Below are 16,413 nucleotides of genomic sequence, written 5' to 3'. Positions count from 1 at the left end.
TCAGATCGTTCAATAGACACAGGCCCGCCCGCGACAACGCTCATCACGCTCAGCGCAACGGCGCGCAGCACGCAGCGTTCTGCCGAGCGCACAGGGCGCTCGGCAGGCACGGTCAGTGAGGGATCAGGATTTTTTGTCGTCAGCCGCTTTGTCGGTCGGGTTGGCGATCAGGGCCTTGAGTTCTTCGCTCATCGGGAAGTTCAGGTTCAGGCCTTTTGGCGGGATGGGCTTCATAAACCATTTTTCGAAAATGGCATTGATTTCGCCCGACTTGTACACGCCGACGATGGCGTCATCGACGGCCTTTTTGAAGGGTTCATCGCCCTTGCGCACCATGCAGCCATAAATTTCATACGACTGCGGCGTGCCGGTAACAGCCCAGTCATCGGCGCGCTTGGCTTTGGCTGCTTCGCCGGCCAGCAAGGCGTCATCCATCATGAACGCCACGGCGCGACCCGACTCCAGCATCTGGAACGACTCACCGTGGTCTTTGGCCGAGATCACGTTCATGCCCATCTGCTTGTCGGCGTTCATGGACTTGAGAATGCGCTCGGACGTGGTGCCGGCGGTGGTCACCACGTTCTTGCCTTTGAGGTCGGCGAAGTCTTTGTACACCGAGTCTTTCTTCGACAGCAGACGCGTGCCGATTTCGAAAATGCCCACGGAGAAATCGACTTGCTGCTGGCGTTCCACGTTGTTGGTGGTGGAACCGCATTCCACGTCGACGGTGCCGTTCTGCACCAGCGGAATACGGGTTTGCGACGTCACCAGGTTGTACTTGACCTTGAGGTCGGGCATGTCGAGGTCTTTTTTCAGCGCTTCGACAATTTTCAGTTGCAGGTCGTGGGAGTAGCCCATCGGCTTGCCGCTGGCGTCGGCGATGTAGGAGAACGGGATGGAGGCGTCACGGTGACCGAGGGTGATCACGCCGGACTCTTTGATTTTTTTCAGGGTGCCGGTCAGTTCGGCAGCAACGGCGTGGGGAGCAAGCAGAGCGGCGGCCATGGCTGCGCCCAGGAGATGGGGGACGATGCGCATCAAATTTCCTCAATGTTGTTTTTTTTATGGAGCCAGTTCGCTGGCCCTTTTGTGCGTTGCCGGCTCGCCACCGTTGAAGGGGTTGGCGTAACGAGCAGTCATTGGGGATAGAGCATGTCTTGTGCCAAGGTCATCGCCACAGCTTAAATTACTGATTATTAAGGATGTTTTAGAAATACACGGGAAATACCTTACGCAAAATGTACGGTTTTCCGAATACATCCATCAGACCGCGTTCGGAAAACCGAGCGCCGGGCGCTGTGCAGATTGACGCGCTGGATCACCTGTTTGGCGCGGTCGGGCAAGCCGGTGCGCTGGCCGTTCGGCACACTGCGGAGCACGGATTTTCACCTAGGCTGATTCGACCGACCGTGCAGTGAGCACGACTATGCAGGAGAGCATGATGTCCAGAGGCGTTCCGATTCCCCGTCACCCCGACAACGATTACTCCACCGAGCAGGCCACCGTGCGCCGCGAGTTCATCAAGGCGCAAACCGGTGCCGCACTCGACACCGTCGGCCAATACGCCATCGACCCGGAAGTCACGCGCGGCAACATCGAGAACTTTATCGGCGTGGTGCAAATGCCGCTGGGCCTGGCGGGCCCGCTGCGCATTGAGGGCGAACACGCCCGTGGCGATTTCTACATTCCCATGGCCACCACCGAAGGCACGCTGCTGGCCAGCTACAGCCGTGGCATGCGCGCCATCAGCGCCTCGGGTGGGGTGAAAACCACGGTGGTCAAACACTCCATGCAACGCGCCCCGGTGTTTATGTTCAACGACGCCCTGCAAGCCCGCGAGTTTGGCGCCTGGCTGGTGAGCGAGTTCGAAACTATCAAGGCCGTCACCGAAACCACCACCCGCAGCGGCAAGCTGTTCGAGATCGAGCAGTACCCGGTGGCGAACATGCTCTACACCCGTTTTTGCTACACCACCGGCGATGCCGCCGGGCAGAACATGACCAGCAAGGCGACCTACGCTGCCTGCGAATGGATCAAGGCTAACCATCCGCTTAAGCCGCGCTACATTCTTTCCGGCGCCATCGACACCGACAAAAAACACTCGGCGATGAACATGATTCAGACCCGAGGCAAACGGGTGATCGCCGAGTTCACCCTCAAGCGCGAAGTGGCCCATGAGCTGCTGCGCGTCGACCCGGCCAACCTCTACCGCTACCGACAAATTGCCGCAGTGGGCGCCATTCAAGCCGGTGCCGCGTACAGCGGTGCGCATTCGGCCAACGGCCTGGCGGCGCTGTTTATCGCCACCGGGCAAGACGCCGCCAACGTGGCTGAATCCCATGGCGGCATCACCTACGGCCAACTGTTGGATAACGGCGATTACTACTGGTCGGTCACCCTGCCCGCCGTCATTTGCGCCACCCATGGCGGCGGCACCAGCCTGCCAACCCAGCGCGAGTGCCTGCAAATGCTCGACTGCTACGGCGCCGGCAAAGCCGACAAGCTGGCGGAAATCATCGCCGCCGTGGTGCTGGCTGGCGATGTGTCATTGACCTCGGCAATTCTGGCTGGCGATTGGGTCAGCAGCCATGAGGCGCTGGGGCGTAACCGCTAAGGCACAAGCACCGCGCTTTTGTAGGAGCGAGCTTGCTCGCGAACCCCTGCCGACGCCGCTCCGCAGGTGTCGGCAGGATTCGCCAGCAAGCTGGCTACTACAACGGTTTGGCAGTCATTTCCTTGGCCCGAGCCGACTCCTGCTTGTGCGCCGCCACTTCACGCTGGGCGGTGGCCAGGTCGAAGGCGTTGTCCCATTTGGCGATGGCGATGGTGCCGATGCCGTTGCCGATCAGGTTGGTCACCGCCCGCGCTTCGTTGAGGAAGCGGTCGATGCCCAGCAGCAGCACCAGCCCTACCAGTGGAATGGAGTGGATGGTGGTCAGCGTCGCGGCCAAGGTCACAAAGCCGGCGCCGGCCACCCCGGCCGAACCTTTGGAGGTCAGCAGCAATACGCCCAGCAACACCATTTGGTCCCACATGGTTAGCGGCGTGTTGGTGGCCTGCGCCACGAAGATGGCCGCCATGGTCAGGTAGATGCAGGTGCCGTCCGCGTTGAAGGTGTAGCCGGTCGGCAGCACCATGCCCACCACTGATTTCCTGCAGCCCAGCTTTTCCAGTTTGACCATCATGCGCGGCAGCACGGCTTCGGTTGAACAGGTGCCGAGGGTGACCAGAATTTCATCTTTGAAGTAACGCAAAAACTGCAGTAACGGCAGCCCGGACCACCTCGCCACCGTGCCCAGCACCACGACGATAAACACCAGCGTGGTCAGGTACAGCGCGACCAGCAATTGGCCCAGCGACAGCAAAGTGCCAATGCCGTATTTGCCGATGGTGAACGCCATGCCGGCACCGGCACCCAGCGGCGCCAGGCGCATGACCATGGCGACGATCTTGAACAGCCCTTGCAGGAACAGGTCGATGGTGTTGATCAGCGGTTTGCTCACCTCGCCCATCTGCACCAGCGCCACGCCCATCAGCACTGAGATCAGAATCACCTGCAGCATCGAGCCTTTGGCGAAGGCGTCGATAAAGGTGTGCGGAATAATGTTGAGAAAGAAATCCACCGCGCCGCCCTGCTCGCTTGCGACTTGGGTGTACTTGCCGATGGCGCTGCCGTCGAGCGATTCGGTGTTGATGTTCATGCCCACGCCGGGCTTGAGCACGTTGACCACCACTAGGCCGATGACCAGTGCAATGGTCGACAGAATTTCAAAATAGATAAGCGCCTTGACGCCGATGCGCCCCACTTCCTTGATGCTGCCCATTTTGGAGATGCCGACCACCACGGTGCCGAAAATGATCGGCGCCAGGAGCATTTTGATCAGCTTGATAAAGCCGTCGGCCAAGGGTTGCAGGCGGGCTGCGAATTGCGGTTCGACGTAACCCAGTACCGCGCCGATGGCGATACCGATCAAGACCTGAACATACAGCTGGCCATACCAGCGCGTTCTGGACGTTTGCATATGCACCTCGTTTTATTGTTGTGTTCGGTGGGTGTGACCGGGCGCCTTTGCGGCGCGCTAAAAACGCCACTGCCCCGCACGTGGCGAGGCAGTGGAAATGCTCAATCAGCCCTCGCCCAGTTCGCGCATCACGGCGTACAGCGCCGACTTGGCTTCAAAGCCCACGCCCGGAATATCCGGCAGGCCGACGTAACCGTCTTGCACCTGAATGCCGTCAGCAAAACCGCCGAACGGCTGGAACACATCCGGATAGGATTCGTTGCCGCCCAGGTGCAAGCCGGCGGCGATGTTCAGCGACATCTGGTGGCCGCCATGGGGCACCACGCGGCGCGACGACCAGCCCAGTTCTTCCATGACTTTGAGCGTGCGCATGTATTCCACCAGACCGTACGACAGCGCGCAGTCGAACTGAACGTAATCGCGGTCGGCGCGCATGCCGCCGTGGCGCAGCAGGTTGCGCGCGTCCTGGTGAGAGAACAGGTTTTCGCCGGTGGCCATCGGCAATTCGTAGTGATTGGCCAGCTCGGCTTGCAGGGCGTAGTCCAGCGGGTCGCCGGCTTCTTCGTACCAGAACAGGTTGTACGGCTTGAGCGCCTCGGCGTAGGCAATTGCCGTGCGTTGGTCGAAGCGGCCATTGGCATCCACGGCCAAGCGGCTGCCGTCGCCCACGACTTTGATGACCGACTCGATACGGCGAATGTCTTCGGCCAACGGCACCGCGCCGATTTTCATCTTCACCACGTTGTAGCCGCGGTCCAAGTAGCTGCGCATTTCGTCTTGCAGCTTGGTGTCGTCTTTGCCGGGGTAGTAGTAACCGCCGGCCGCGTACACCCAGACCTTGTCGTCGGCCTGGCCATTGCGGTAACGGTCGGCCAGCAGGCGGTACAAGGGCTTGCCTTCAATTTTCGCCACCGCATCCCATACCGCCATGTCGATGGTGCCCACCGCCACCGAGCGCTCGCCGTGGCCGCCGGGCTTCTCGTTGGTCATCAGGGTTTTCCAGATGGCGAACGGGTCGAGGTTGTTGTGTTCCTTGTCGATCAGCGACTCCGGGTCGGCCTCGGTGATGCGCGCCAGGAAGCGGTCACGCATCAGCGCGCCCTGACCGTAGCGGCCGTTGGAGTTGAAGCCGTAACCGATTACCGGCTTGCCGTCGCGGATCACATCGGTGACCACCGCCACGACCGAACAGGTCATTTTGGAAAAGTCGATGTAGGCGTTGGCAATGGGCGAGGCAATGGAAACGGTTTTTTCGCGGATGTCGACGATACGCATGGCGCGCTCCTCTTGTTGTTGAGGAGGTCACCGTAAACTTGGCTCCGCAGCGCGCCCAATGCTATTAATGCGGCACCCCATGCACAAACGGCATTGCCTCGATGGAACTCGTCTGGCTCGAAGATTTCGCTGCGCTGGCCACCTACGGCAGCTTCGTGCGCGCCGCCGAAGCGCGGCACATTACGCAACCGGCATTCAGTCGACGGGTGCGCTCATTGGAAACCTGGATGGGCGTGGAACTGTTTATTCGTACGCCCCATGGCGCCACGCTGACCGAGGCAGGCAAGCACATTCTGGCCAGCGCCCAGGACGCCGCCAGCCGGCTGTACCGCATTCGCGCCGAGGCCCAGGAAGTCGCCGGTAAAGCCGCAAAAACCCTGCTGTTCGCCGCCACCCATTCGCTGTCGTTTACCTTCTTTCCACGCTGGATTCGCAGCGCCGACAAAGGCGCGCCCATTGAAGCGGTGCGTCTGGACTCAGGCAGCATGGCGGTGTGCGAGCACATGCTGGTTCACGGCCAGGTGCAATTTCTGCTCTGCCACCGCCACCCCGATGTGCCGCCGCTGCTAGCGCCGGAGCAGTTCGTCAGCAAGGTCATCGGCCATGACGTGTTGATGCCACTGATGGGCGCGTCGGCCGAATTTGGCGACAACACCAACGCACTGCCCTACCTCGCCTACACCGAAGAATCAGGCCTGGGGCGCATCGTCAGTCATCGGTTACTTGGCGAGGAATCGCCGCCGTTGGAACCGCTGTTCAGCAGCCCGTTGGCAGCGGTGCTGATGTCCATGGCGCTGGAAAACAAAGGGATTGCCTGGCTGCCCAAAAGCCTGACGGAGCAGGAAATCGTCGACGCGCGTTTGAAGCGTGCACTGGATGAGCGCTGGGATATTCCGCTGGAGATCCACATCACCCGGCCCGTGGCGCCCATCAGCCCGTCGGCTGAAGCGTTTTGGCAGAAGCTCGGTTGACCGGTGGTACGCAAACAGCATCGCGGCTGAAGGCGCTCCTACAAAGGCGGTAACGGTGGTCACTGTAGGAGCGACTTCAGTCGCGATGGGGCCGAGGCCGACCCACCCTGGGCGCGCCTTTAGCGCCGCGCCTGAAGCTGCCGAGGTGAGGTAAGAACGTGCTCCAGTTGCGGCTCATCGACGGCCAGGTGCAAGGCCATATGTTGCGCCTGCTCCCATTGCAGATCCGGGTCCAGCCACTGCATGGCATGTTCGGCGGTGAAGGCCAGCAGCCGCTGGGAGTAATCATTGTGGCTGCAGGTCATAAACGCCATGCCATCACAGCCGCTGGGCTTCTCGCTGATTTGCGCAAGGCCGGCGAGGAATAATGGCGTGGAGCGGCGCGAGGTGGTGTAGCTCAGGCGCAGCGGCTGATCGAGCGGCGCGTCGGCGGGCAGGTCGTACCAACCGTCCACCGGAACCAACACGCGGCCATTGCTGCGCACGCGGTCGAACACTTTCGAGCGCATCACCAGGTGCAACGGCATCTGGGTACGCGGCGGCATCGTGCCCATGGCCCATACCGGCGACCAACCCCAGCGCACTTTCACGCTTTCGATCTGGCCGTCACGCTGGCGCAAAACGCTGACCGGCATATTGGGTTTGATCACGCTTTTTTTCTGCTCGGATGTCGCGAACGTAGCCGCCGAATGCCGGCTGCCCATGGCCCTGGATTCGCCGCTGACCAGGCGAGTTTCGGTATGTGCAAATAACTCAGAAAAATCCGTGGATGAAGCGTGTTGAACAATACATTTACACATGGCGAAACTCCGGCAGCCGTTCGTAAAGACGTCGTCAGCGTTGTTCGCGCTTGTGCATGAAAAAGCCGCGAGCGACGACGTTGTGTACGTACGAGCAGCAGCCCGGAGCGCTGGTTCGACACTTCCGACCAACAGCCGGTTGGTCAGTGAACTTACCGCGAACCCGCTCAGTGAAGCGTGGGGAAGCGTTCTTTGAGTAGTACCTGGGCCTGGTCGGCGAGCTGATCGAGCAAGCGGTCGCGCTCGTACTCCGCATCGCGCATGGCCGCCTCGCCGTGTTGTTTAAGCAGATACGTGTGAATCTGCCGCACTTCTTTGGACTGATAAATCGGCGCCTGATCTTGCACCGCCACCAGGCCGCTTGAGCGCTGGGCGCGTGTGTTGAGCAGCACCTGCGGGCCCTGCGCTGCCAGCACGCGAAGGCCCAGTGCCTCGAAGGTGGGCACCTGGCTCGCCACGCACGCCAACTCCAGGTGCGGGCGTTGCTCGATGATTTTCTTCAGCATGGCCCGCGCTATTCCGCGCCGACGATGGCTGGCTTGCACCGCCGTGTAGGCCAGTGTGCAGGCTTGGGCATCGTCGTGACTGGGCAGGTAAAGGGCAAAGCCCAACACCTGCGACGGATCTTCGTCATCCAGCGCCAACAGCAACTGCGGCGCGCCCGGTTGCGTGTCGCTCATGGCCTGCAGATACAAGTGCACCTCAAAGCCGATCACGTACTGGTACAGCTGAAACAGCGGATTGTCGGGCGTTAGCGGCACCGGACTGATATCGGTGAAGTAGTCGACCACCATTTGCAGCACTTGGCTTTTCAGCGACTCGGGCGGCGGGGTGTTCAGGTGTACGAGAGTGAACATGGACGGCTGGGCTCCGGAGGCGGCAAGGGAAAACCGATGGGCCGGTATTGTAGCGTCGCCACCGTGCGCACTCACAGCGAGCGTTTGCGCACAGGCGCCGAGCGTTTCGGCACAGTGCAGGTTCGGCGCGATTATTAACATCAAGCCTCATCCAACGACCCCGAGTGAGCTTATGAACAGTCGTGTATTGATCGGCGCAATCGCGTTGACCGCCGCCAGCCTTGCCCATGCCCAGGGCTTGATCCTGAGCAGCCCGGACATTGCCGACAACCGCAGCCTGGATACGCGCCAGGTGTACCGGGGGTTTGGTTGTGAAGGCGGCAACGTCTCGCCCGCACTGTCGTGGAGCCATGCCCCGGCGGGCACGAAAAGTTTCGCCGTCACCGTTTACGACCCGGACGCGCCCACCGGCAGCGGCTGGTGGCACTGGACCGTCTTCAACCTGCCCGCCTCTGTCAACGCGTTACCCGCCGCCGCCAACGCCAGCACCTTGCCGACCGGCGCCATGCAAGGGCGCAGCGATTACGGCACCGCGCAGTTCGGTGGCGCGTGCCCGCCGGTGGGCGACAAACCCCATCGCTACCAATTCACCGTGTGGGCGTTGAAAGTGGATAAACTGCCGCTCGACAACCAGGCCAGCGGCGCGCTCGTGGGCTACATGCTCAACGCCAATGTTCTGGAAAAGGCCACGCTCACCCCCGTGTACGGACGCTAACTGCCATGCCCTCTTCTGCCGGCATTCAACACCAGGAAAGCCGAATATCTGCCTGCGTAATCGAGGCTCGCCAGCACCATGCGTTGCAGCGAGTCACCGTGTTCGTCACCACCTTGTGCCGCGTTCGACAGGGCGAAAAAGTGCTGCACTGGGACGGCAAAGAAATGCGCGGCGGGCCTCAGCATCTGGTGCTGTTGCCGGCAGGTTATGAACTGGCGGTCACCAATATTCCCGGCAAGCACGGCCACTACATTGCCGATGCCATCAGTTTCCCCACCGAGCTATTGCGCGATTTTCACGCGCGCTACCGGCAGCAACTGGACGCCCATCGCGGCTCGGCCCAGGACCTCAGCGTGCCGCTCGACGCCCACACCAGCCAAGCCTGGGATCACCTTTTACAGGCCGTGAACGCCGGCGCCCCGGACGCCCTGCGCACGCTGTATGGCGAGGCGGTTTTACTCGGCCTGGGGCTGGCAGGTCTCGCGGGCCCGCTTTTCGAAGACCGCCACGACCCGCTGAGCGAGCGCTTGCAGCACTTGATCATGAGCGCCCCTGGCAGTGACTGGACCGTAGAAAGCGCCGCGCGAAAGCTGCACCTCGGCGCTTCGACGTTGCGTCGGCAACTGAACAGCGAACAGCGCAGCTTTCGCGAAATTCTCAAAGAAATTCGCCTGGGCACGGCGCTGCACTTACTGCAAACCACCACCCGGCAAGTCAGCGACATCGCCGCGTGCAACGGCTATGCCTCGGCGTCCCGGTTTGCCGTGAGCTTTCGCGCGCGCTTCGGCATTTCCCCTCGGGACTTGCGCGCCGCCATCGGGCGCTCAGTTGACGAACAGCTGCCGGCCGTACCCCCAGAACCAAAAGCACAGCGCCAGCCAACTCAGCACAATCAAACCCGCCATTAACCACCGCCCCTTCAGCGCCAAGCGCTGCCCCGCCATCGCCTCGGCCTCGGGCCGACAACGCTCTTGCACGGCGGCCGGCGTCAGGCGTAGCGCGAGAGCGATACCCAACGGCAACAACAAAAGATCGTCCAGATAACCCACGATCGGCACGAAATCAGGAATCAAATCGATAGGGCTGGCCGCATACGCGAGCGTGGCCAAGGCGACCAGCTTCGGCAACCACGGCATGGCCTTATCGCGGCAGCACAGCCAGAGCAAAGCCAGGTTGGTTTTTAGGCGATGGGCCCAGTGTTTGAGGTGAGCGATGAAGCGACGCATGGGGACCTCGGGGCGCGTAGTGGACTCGCTGATTTTATGAGTTGGTCGGGCTGTCGCAGACTAGCGAAAACCGCCTGTGTTGGAGGCTGCTTAGCCGATACAATCGCGCTTTTTTTCACCCAGAGATTTTCAGCATGGACGCACGTTCTTCACTTCTGGCTGCACTATCGCTCGCTCTGGCGGCCTGTAGCTCAGCACCGTCAAAACCCGCGAAGCAACCAGGTCTCACGGTCTTCGAGAGTGTGATCAACTCGGCGGCCAACCCCGACACGATCATGCGAAGCGGCGATCGCGTTACCTACCTCGTAATCTCTTCCGGCGAACACGCTGCATTGGCGCGCTTCGATGCCTCCTGTAGCGAGCCAACCGCCAGCATTTACTACCTGACATCCGGTGGTTACATGCACGCTTTTTCTGATGATGATTCTGCCCGCCTGCCCGACGCTCAGCTTCAGTTACTGCACCGCAGTGAACAACGTCGTGCAGCCTGTGACTATCGTGCGACACCAGACTGGCGAGCATTGGATACAGCCGAGAACCAGGACTGGCTCTTGCTCGACCGCAACAGCGCGAAGACGGAAAACGGGCGCCTGATGCTATGGACCGCACGCTACCCGGCACGCTATCAAATGGGGGCTGAAAGAACCTTGGTAGCCCAACGGCATGAGCGTTTAGCCGTCGATTGCACGCAACGCACGTTCAAACGCTTAAGCCAGTTTTCAACCGATGCAAATGGCGCAGTGCTCACCGGCACGCTCTATGGCCAAGCCACGCCGCTGATCGCACCGCAGGGGCGAGATGACCAGCGCCTGATCGACTCGATCTGTAAGCCGGCAGCCGAGTGGGCAATGCTGCCCAAGCCGCCGGCACGTACGCCACTGATGCCCCAATTGGATACCCCGGTAGCAGCGCCTGCCGTGTTAGCCGCCATCAGTGCCCTTCAGCTTCCGCCCCCGCGCTTGAGGTTGCAGGCTGTTGACTACCGATACGATGCAACCGTGATGGCGAAGCACACGATTACCGACGTCCATCGTGAAGACGTCTTCACTCAAGATCCCCAAAGCGGCCAGCTTCTGGTGCAGCCCAATGACACAGCATTAGGTACAGAGCTGCGCCTGACCTTTCGCGGACTGATAGACCTCGCCAGTCGCTCGTTCGACCGCAGCACCGGTGAGCAAGTCAGCGACAAGTCTCCGGTTATCGGCTTGGAATTCAAAGGTGACTGGAAAAACCTGCCGCAAGGCAGCGAGGTCGCTTACTCGTTAACGCAAGCCACTGGCCCGAAGCCCCACACCAGCACTGTGACCTGCCAAGTCGGCTCGGCGCGCGCGGCCAGCCAGATAAACGCGGCTCTGCAAGGCACGGCTAAACCGCTGACCTGCACAAAGATAAAAACAAAACGCATGGAATGGACTCAACGCTTCGACTATCTCGAGGACTACGGTGTGTTCGTGTTAGCCGCAGAGAACAGTCCGCTAGGGCAATGGACCTGGCGTGTGAATTCGGCACGCTGAGCGAGCATTTTCAGCACGGTCGCCCCCGCCGCCCTGGCGGGATCGGACCGTCGGGGTTCGCACGTGGCTGGGCGCGCCAGAAAGCAAAGCGTCATTTAAATGCCGGTAATCAGTAGATCGAGCGCAGCCACTATTTCATCGCGCTGAGCCGAAAGATCGGCAACCTGCGCGCCGAGCTGTTTCCTGGCGATACCCGCGAGCTGAGGCGTCACCATCACACACGGCTTACCCTCGATGAAAAAGGTCGGTGTCAGGGTTTTCAGCACTTTGCCCTTCATGGCAGCGGCCGTGTAAAGCGGCACCACGACGCGGGTTCCAAGCTCGGCAATCAGGTCGCTTTGAATGTCGAGCAGAAACGGGATGGCGGCCTTGGTCGTGGGATTGGTGTTTTTGTGCACGGCAAATTGCGGCATCAGAAACTCCGCACGTCGTCGCTGAACACACCGTGTGCTTCCACGTGCTCGTTATAGGCATCGATGGCAGTGCGGTTTTCTGCCAGCCATTGCTCACGCTGTTTCGTTTTGAGCGCCTCGGCAAGCGCGTGCTCCAACGTTGCTGAGATGTTGATGTTCATTTCCTTGGCCTTGTTCAGTAGATCGCTGTTAATGCTGAGGTTGGCAGCGCGTTTGGGTGCGTTCAGGTTGTAGGCAGTGGGCATTCGCAAATCCTCAAGGACATCAATGCGCATATATTGTGCGCATTCCATCCATGAGTCAAAGGCGCAGGTGCTGTGCTGGTCCATCAGAATTCTCCGCTGTAAAAGCCCGTTAATGGCTACCCCGGCTACCATGCCGGCCTCGCTTAATAAGCGGGTTAGCAGCAAGCGTGCGCCTGGATGCACGCCTCTACTATCGGCTTTAACGCGCGGGCGCGAGGGACATTGACGTGCGGATGGGCTGAATCCGGTAAGGAAACGTGCAATTGAGCGATTGCGCGGATTCAGATAGCCCGGCAACCCCGGCCTTCCTGAATGCGAAGAGGGTTTGGGGCGTGTCGGGCTTGGCGGTGCTCGCCGCGCGCGGAGCGGACCACCCCGCAGAAATGGTCCGCAAAAAGCGCCAATAGCGGCAGCCGCTTATTTGACTGCAGTTACCTGCGCAGCCCTCAGCTGCCTTCACTCACCCGCAACACCACCTTCCCATGCACATGTTCATTAGCCAGGTAATCCAGCGCCTCAGCCGCCTGCGGCAGGTCAAAAACCTTGGCGATAACCACCGACACGTCATCGGCCTCCACCAGCCCGGCAATCTGCGTCAGCTCCAGGCCGTTAGGCTCGGCCATGAAGCGCGTGCCGGTTTTACCGGCCGCATCGGGGTGATGGGCGTCGGGCATTTGCAGGGTCGACACCAGCCGCCCGCCCTCGCCCAGCACTTGCCAGGAGCGGGCCTGGGTTTCGCCGCCGATGAGGTCGATAACCAGATCGAAGTCGTTGCAGATGTCTTCGAAACGCTCCTTCTTGTAATCGATGGCGCGGTCCATGCCCAGGGATTTCAGAAACGTCAGGCTGTCGGTGGAAGCAGTGGCATACACCTGCGCGCCCTTGATCTTGGCGAACTGAACCGCCAGATGCCCGACCCCGCCCGTGCCGCCGTGGATCAACACTTTTTGCCCCGCCTCCAGGCTGCCGTGGGTGACCAACGCCTGCCAGGCAGTGTGGCCGGCCAGCGGTAAGCCGGCGGCTTTTTCCCAACTGAGCGACGCGGGAATCTTCGCCAGATTTTTTGCCGCCACTGCGGCGAACTCGGCGAAGCTGCCGTCGGCGCCGAGCATGCCAAATACGCGGTCGCCGACGTTGAAATCGGTGACACCATCGCCCAGTTGCTCGACGACTCCAGTGACTTCGCGCCCCAGCGCGAGCGGCAGATCCTTCTCGGTAATTTCCGGAAATTCACCTTGGCGAATCTTGTAATCAACGGGATTGGTACCCGCCACCACCACGCGCACCAACACCTCGCCGACCTTGGCTTGCGGCATGTCTACGTCTTCAAAAGACATGACATCCGAGCCACCGAATTGGGAGATTCTGATCGCTTTCATACCGTTCACCTTTTGGTTCGAGAGATCAGGTGTAGAAAGACGGTGAGGCGCAGAGGTTTAGGGAAATTGGCCAGGCTCGCGACGGGTGGCGATGCAGCCACACCATTTCGCCCCAACCCCCTCAGCGCTAACCTATGCCACCTGCTCCTTTCAAAACGGATTTTCCATGCTCGCCTCTGTCCTCGCCCACCTGCCCTTCTCCACCATCGACTGGCTTTTAATCGTGTTGGGCATTGCGGCGGCCTACGTGGTGTTTGGCATTGCCGGTTTCGGCACGGCGTTGGTGGCTGGGCCGGTGCTGATTCACTTTATGCCGCTGTCGCGGATCATCCCCTTGTTGGTGCTGCTGGACTTCGTCGCCGCCTTCGGCAACTGGCTGCCCGCGCGCAAGGCGGTGGCGCGCAATGAACTGTTCCGATTGCTGCCGTGCATGGCAGTCGGCTGCACGGTGGGCGTGGTGTTTTTATTGCGGCTCAAGGCGGATGTGTTGCTGTTGCTGATGGGCCTATTTGTCAGCGGTTACGCGCTGTACAGCTTGGCGGTGAAAACCCGACCGGCCCAGCTCAGCCCTTGGTGGGCGCTGCCAGCCGGCACGGTGGGCGGTTTGTTTGGCGCGTTGTTTGGCAGCGGCGGCTTTTTGTATGCGCTGTATTTGAACGCGCGGCTCGACTCCAGCGAACAGGCGCGGGCCACGCAGAGTGCGCTGATCAGTTGCAGCACCGTGGTGCGCTTGGGGTTGTTTCTGCTGGCGGGTGTGTATGCCGATAGCGCGTTGTTACTACTGGCATTGGTGTTGCTGCCGGTGATGGCAGCAGGGCTTTGGGCGGGGCGGCAGCTCACGCGGCGACTATCGCGCGAGGCGTTTATTCGATTGGTGACCTGGTTGGTACTGGCCAGCGGCTTGGCGCTGATTGGCCGTTACCTGAGTCTGTAAGGCCGGCGATTAAGCGTTTGCGATTGCGCTTCCCCCCAACAGCGCCACGCCCAGATACCACAGCCATATGAATGGCTTGGCCTCAGGTTGTTTCCTGCCATACACGTAGACATAAAAAGGGATAACAAAGCAGAGCAACGCGTGCAGAACCGAGTGTTTCGACGCGACGATGACAATCGCGATCTGCATCGCGATGATGAGTCCGAGCCCGGACAAGACCAAGAACATAACCATGTGGAATCCCTTCCCTGAAAAAAGCCGGCGAGCTTAACAGCCATGGCCGCGTAACGACGCATTACGCGCGCTGCTTGCTTAAAAAAACCTGTCCCACCTCGGCGCATTTCTCGGTATGTTGGCTGCTCACTTCAAGGACGAACCATGCCCAGCCACTCGCCGAACAGCAACCAAAAACACCTCGCCGTCTTGATCGATGCGGACAACGCGCCTGCTTCGATCGTCGAAGGATTGTTCGAGGAGATCGCCAAATACGGTGTCGCCAACGTCAAACGGATCTACGGCGACTGGACTGGTCCTCAGCTGGGTGGCTGGAAAAAAGTCTTGCTCGACCACTCCATTCAACCCATTCAGCAGTTCGCCTATACCAAAGGCAAAAACGCGACGGATAGCTCGCTGATCATTGATGCCATGGACTTGCTATACACCCGGCGCTTCGATGCTTCTGCCTGGTTTCAAGCGACAGTGACTTCACGCGCCTGGCCTCTCGATTGCGCGAAGAAGGGCTAACGGTTTACGGCTTTGGTGAAGACAAAACACCGCAGCCGTTCGTGTCCGCCTGCGATAAATTCATCTACACCGAATTGCTCCGTGAAGACCTGGTGGTCGTCAGCGAAACCTCCGCCGTTGAGAATCCAGCGGTATCGCCCGCTAAACCCAGCCCACCGGCGCAACCGAAGAAGCCGCCCAAAGCTCCCGTAGAATTCATCGCCAAAATTCTGGACGACATCGCCGACGAGGATGGCTGGGCGCACCTCGGCGCACTCGGCACAAACATCACCAAACTCAGGCCTGGCTTCGACCCTCGCGCACATGGTTTCAAGAAGCTGAGCGACTTGATCAAGGGCCATCCGCACGCCTTCGAATTGCAAACGCGCGGTGGCACGAGCACTGGCGGCCATGTGCTGTACGCGCGGCATAAGCAGCCAGGGAAATGATGGGGAGCAAACCATGAACAACAACCACAGCGGTCAAGTTGCGCTGGTCAGCGGCGCCGGCAGCGAGCACGGCATTGGCTTTGCCATCGCCAAGCGCCTTGGCGACGCGGGGGCGAAGTTGATCGTCACCGGCAGCAGCGCGCGCATCCATGACCGCGTCGCGCAATTGCGCAGTGAAGGCTACGAGGTAGAAGGTCGCCCGGCCGACCTCACGCAAGCCGATCAGGTCGCCGACTTGGCGGCATGGGCTGAATCGCTTTGGGGACGCGTCGATGTGCTGGTGAACAACGCGGGTATGGCCGTTCAAGGCGAAGCCGAGGAATTCGCTGACCTGGCCGACATGAGCCTCGAGGCCTGGAACACCTCGATTGCGCGAAACCTCACCACGGCGTTTCTGCTGACTCGCGCGGTGTTGCCGGGCATGAAGCGCCGAGGTTACGGGCGCATCGTTCAAATCAGCTCCACCACAGGCACCCGCGTCAGCAACCCTGGCGAGGCGGCCTACGCAGCAGCGAAAGCCGGCATGGTTGGCATGAACATGAGCTTGGCGCTGGAAGTGGCGCCGTATGGCATCACCGTGAACTCGGTGGCGCCTGGATGGATTGCCACCCAGTCGAGCACCGCTGAGGAATTGGTTGCCTCGCAGTACGTGCCAGTTGGGCGTGCCGGCAGGCCGGAAGAAGTTGCTGCAGCAGTGGCGTTTCTGGCTTCGCCTGAGTCGAGCTATATAACCGGCGAGGTGCTGGTGGTCGATGGGGGGAATTGTTTGTCGGAGAACAAGGGGCCGCGCTAAGAATGGGAGGCAACGATGTGTTTTTTAATGGCGGCGCTTGCCCTGGCACGCCGCTCCAGCCCCGCCATAAAGCTTGGCGAAGCTGGTTGCTTGTGAC

At 60.6% G+C, this 16,413-nt stretch carries 17 protein-coding genes and 1 pseudogene; 8 read left to right on the top strand and 10 right to left on the bottom strand.

The window, feature by feature from the left end; genetic code table 11:
- Positions 1 to 123: 123 nt before the first annotated feature.
- Entirely contained in the window at positions 124 to 1,038 is a 915-nt protein-coding gene (locus AC0IW7_RS12420; RefSeq protein ID WP_463551974.1) for a glutamate/aspartate ABC transporter substrate-binding protein, read from the bottom strand.
- A gap of 403 nt (positions 1,039 to 1,441) precedes the next feature.
- Here AC0IW7_RS12420 and AC0IW7_RS12415 point away from each other — a divergent pair, with 403 nt between their 5' ends.
- Positions 1,442 to 2,614 carry a hydroxymethylglutaryl-CoA reductase gene (locus AC0IW7_RS12415; RefSeq protein ID WP_463539395.1) on the top strand — a complete coding sequence of 391 codons (1,173 nt, stop codon included), beginning with the start codon at positions 1,442 to 1,444 and terminating at the stop codon, positions 2,612 to 2,614.
- 97 nt (positions 2,615 to 2,711) lie between these two features.
- Here the strand turns inward: AC0IW7_RS12415 and dctA are convergent, their stop codons facing one another.
- The gene (dctA, locus tag AC0IW7_RS12410) at positions 2,712 to 4,022 is read right to left on the bottom strand and encodes a C4-dicarboxylate transporter DctA (protein WP_471818299.1); all 1,311 of its coding nucleotides are present in this window, start codon (positions 4,020 to 4,022) and stop codon (positions 2,712 to 2,714) included.
- 105 nt (positions 4,023 to 4,127) lie between these two features.
- Positions 4,128 to 5,297: a mandelate racemase/muconate lactonizing enzyme family protein gene (locus AC0IW7_RS12405; RefSeq protein ID WP_463383187.1), complete on the bottom strand. Its 1,170-nt coding sequence runs from the start codon at positions 5,295 to 5,297 to the stop codon at positions 4,128 to 4,130.
- A gap of 101 nt (positions 5,298 to 5,398) precedes the next feature.
- Between AC0IW7_RS12405 and AC0IW7_RS12400 the strand changes: the two genes are divergently transcribed.
- Positions 5,399 to 6,268: a LysR family transcriptional regulator gene (locus AC0IW7_RS12400; protein ID WP_471818297.1), complete on the top strand. Its 870-nt coding sequence runs from the start codon at positions 5,399 to 5,401 to the stop codon at positions 6,266 to 6,268.
- Between the two features lie 119 nt (positions 6,269 to 6,387).
- Here AC0IW7_RS12400 and AC0IW7_RS12395 read toward each other — a convergent pair whose 3' ends face one another.
- Both AC0IW7_RS12395 and AC0IW7_RS12390 read right to left on the bottom strand, forming a co-directional pair.
- Positions 6,388 to 6,972 carry an SOS response-associated peptidase family protein gene (locus tag AC0IW7_RS12395; RefSeq protein ID WP_471818295.1) on the bottom strand — a complete coding sequence of 195 codons (585 nt, stop codon included), beginning with the start codon at positions 6,970 to 6,972 and terminating at the stop codon, positions 6,388 to 6,390.
- Positions 6,973 to 7,235: 263 nt separating this feature from the next.
- A complete protein-coding gene (locus AC0IW7_RS12390) occupies positions 7,236 to 7,925 on the bottom strand; it encodes a GNAT family N-acetyltransferase (RefSeq protein WP_471818293.1) in 690 nt (229 codons plus the stop codon).
- A 172-nt stretch (positions 7,926 to 8,097) separates the two neighbouring features.
- Between AC0IW7_RS12390 and AC0IW7_RS12385 the strand changes: the two genes are divergently transcribed.
- Positions 8,098 to 8,640, top strand: coding sequence for a kinase inhibitor (locus AC0IW7_RS12385; RefSeq protein WP_471818291.1), 543 nt, complete (start codon positions 8,098 to 8,100; stop codon positions 8,638 to 8,640).
- Between the two features lie 5 nt (positions 8,641 to 8,645).
- Positions 8,646 to 9,548: a helix-turn-helix transcriptional regulator gene (locus AC0IW7_RS12380; protein WP_471818289.1), complete on the top strand. Its 903-nt coding sequence runs from the start codon at positions 8,646 to 8,648 to the stop codon at positions 9,546 to 9,548.
- Here the strand turns inward: AC0IW7_RS12380 and AC0IW7_RS12375 are convergent.
- Entirely contained in the window at positions 9,465 to 9,866 is a 402-nt protein-coding gene (locus AC0IW7_RS12375) for a YkvA family protein (protein ID WP_471818288.1), read from the bottom strand. The genes AC0IW7_RS12380 and AC0IW7_RS12375 overlap by 84 nt on opposite strands.
- Positions 9,867 to 10,000: 134 nt before the next feature.
- On the opposite strand from AC0IW7_RS12375, the gene AC0IW7_RS12370 reads away from it, so the two are divergent.
- Positions 10,001 to 11,380, top strand: a complete 1,380-nt coding sequence (locus AC0IW7_RS12370) for a hypothetical protein (RefSeq protein WP_471818287.1) — start codon at positions 10,001 to 10,003, stop codon at positions 11,378 to 11,380.
- Between the two features lie 95 nt (positions 11,381 to 11,475).
- Here AC0IW7_RS12370 and AC0IW7_RS12365 read toward each other — a convergent pair whose 3' ends face one another.
- From AC0IW7_RS12365 to AC0IW7_RS12355, 3 genes are all read right to left on the bottom strand, one after another.
- The gene (locus AC0IW7_RS12365; protein ID WP_471818285.1) at positions 11,476 to 11,793 is read right to left on the bottom strand and encodes a CcdB family protein; all 318 of its coding nucleotides are present in this window, start codon (positions 11,791 to 11,793) and stop codon (positions 11,476 to 11,478) included.
- A complete protein-coding gene (locus AC0IW7_RS12360; protein ID WP_471818283.1) occupies positions 11,793 to 12,122 on the bottom strand; it encodes a type II toxin-antitoxin system CcdA family antitoxin in 330 nt (109 codons plus the stop codon). Before AC0IW7_RS12360 ends, AC0IW7_RS12365 begins: the two co-directional genes overlap by 1 nt.
- Before the next feature lie 362 nt (positions 12,123 to 12,484).
- On the bottom strand, positions 12,485 to 13,417 hold the full coding sequence (locus AC0IW7_RS12355; protein WP_471818281.1) for an NADP-dependent oxidoreductase: 933 nt from the start codon (positions 13,415 to 13,417) through the stop codon (positions 12,485 to 12,487).
- 166 nt (positions 13,418 to 13,583) lie between these two features.
- Between AC0IW7_RS12355 and AC0IW7_RS12350 the strand changes: the two genes are divergently transcribed.
- Positions 13,584 to 14,351, top strand: a complete 768-nt coding sequence (locus AC0IW7_RS12350; protein WP_471818279.1) for a sulfite exporter TauE/SafE family protein — start codon at positions 13,584 to 13,586, stop codon at positions 14,349 to 14,351.
- A gap of 9 nt (positions 14,352 to 14,360) precedes the next feature.
- Here the strand turns inward: AC0IW7_RS12350 and AC0IW7_RS12345 are convergent, their stop codons facing one another.
- The gene (locus tag AC0IW7_RS12345) at positions 14,361 to 14,585 is read right to left on the bottom strand and encodes a hypothetical protein (RefSeq protein ID WP_471818278.1); all 225 of its coding nucleotides are present in this window, start codon (positions 14,583 to 14,585) and stop codon (positions 14,361 to 14,363) included.
- 144 nt (positions 14,586 to 14,729) lie between these two features.
- Here AC0IW7_RS12345 and AC0IW7_RS12340 point away from each other — a divergent pair.
- Together AC0IW7_RS12340 and AC0IW7_RS12335 are read left to right on the top strand one after the other, a co-directional pair.
- Positions 14,730 to 15,523: pseudogene (locus AC0IW7_RS12340) on the top strand (NYN domain-containing protein).
- 13 nt (positions 15,524 to 15,536) lie between these two features.
- Positions 15,537 to 16,316, top strand: coding sequence for an SDR family NAD(P)-dependent oxidoreductase (locus tag AC0IW7_RS12335; RefSeq protein WP_471818276.1), 780 nt, complete (start codon positions 15,537 to 15,539; stop codon positions 16,314 to 16,316).
- The last annotated feature ends 97 nt before the right edge of the window (positions 16,317 to 16,413 follow it).

The sequence above is a fragment of the Pseudomonas sp. AC229 genome, from assembly GCF_979254655.1.
The sequence above is the reverse complement of the archived record's forward strand: the minus strand, read 5'-3'. Positions and strand labels throughout refer to the sequence as shown.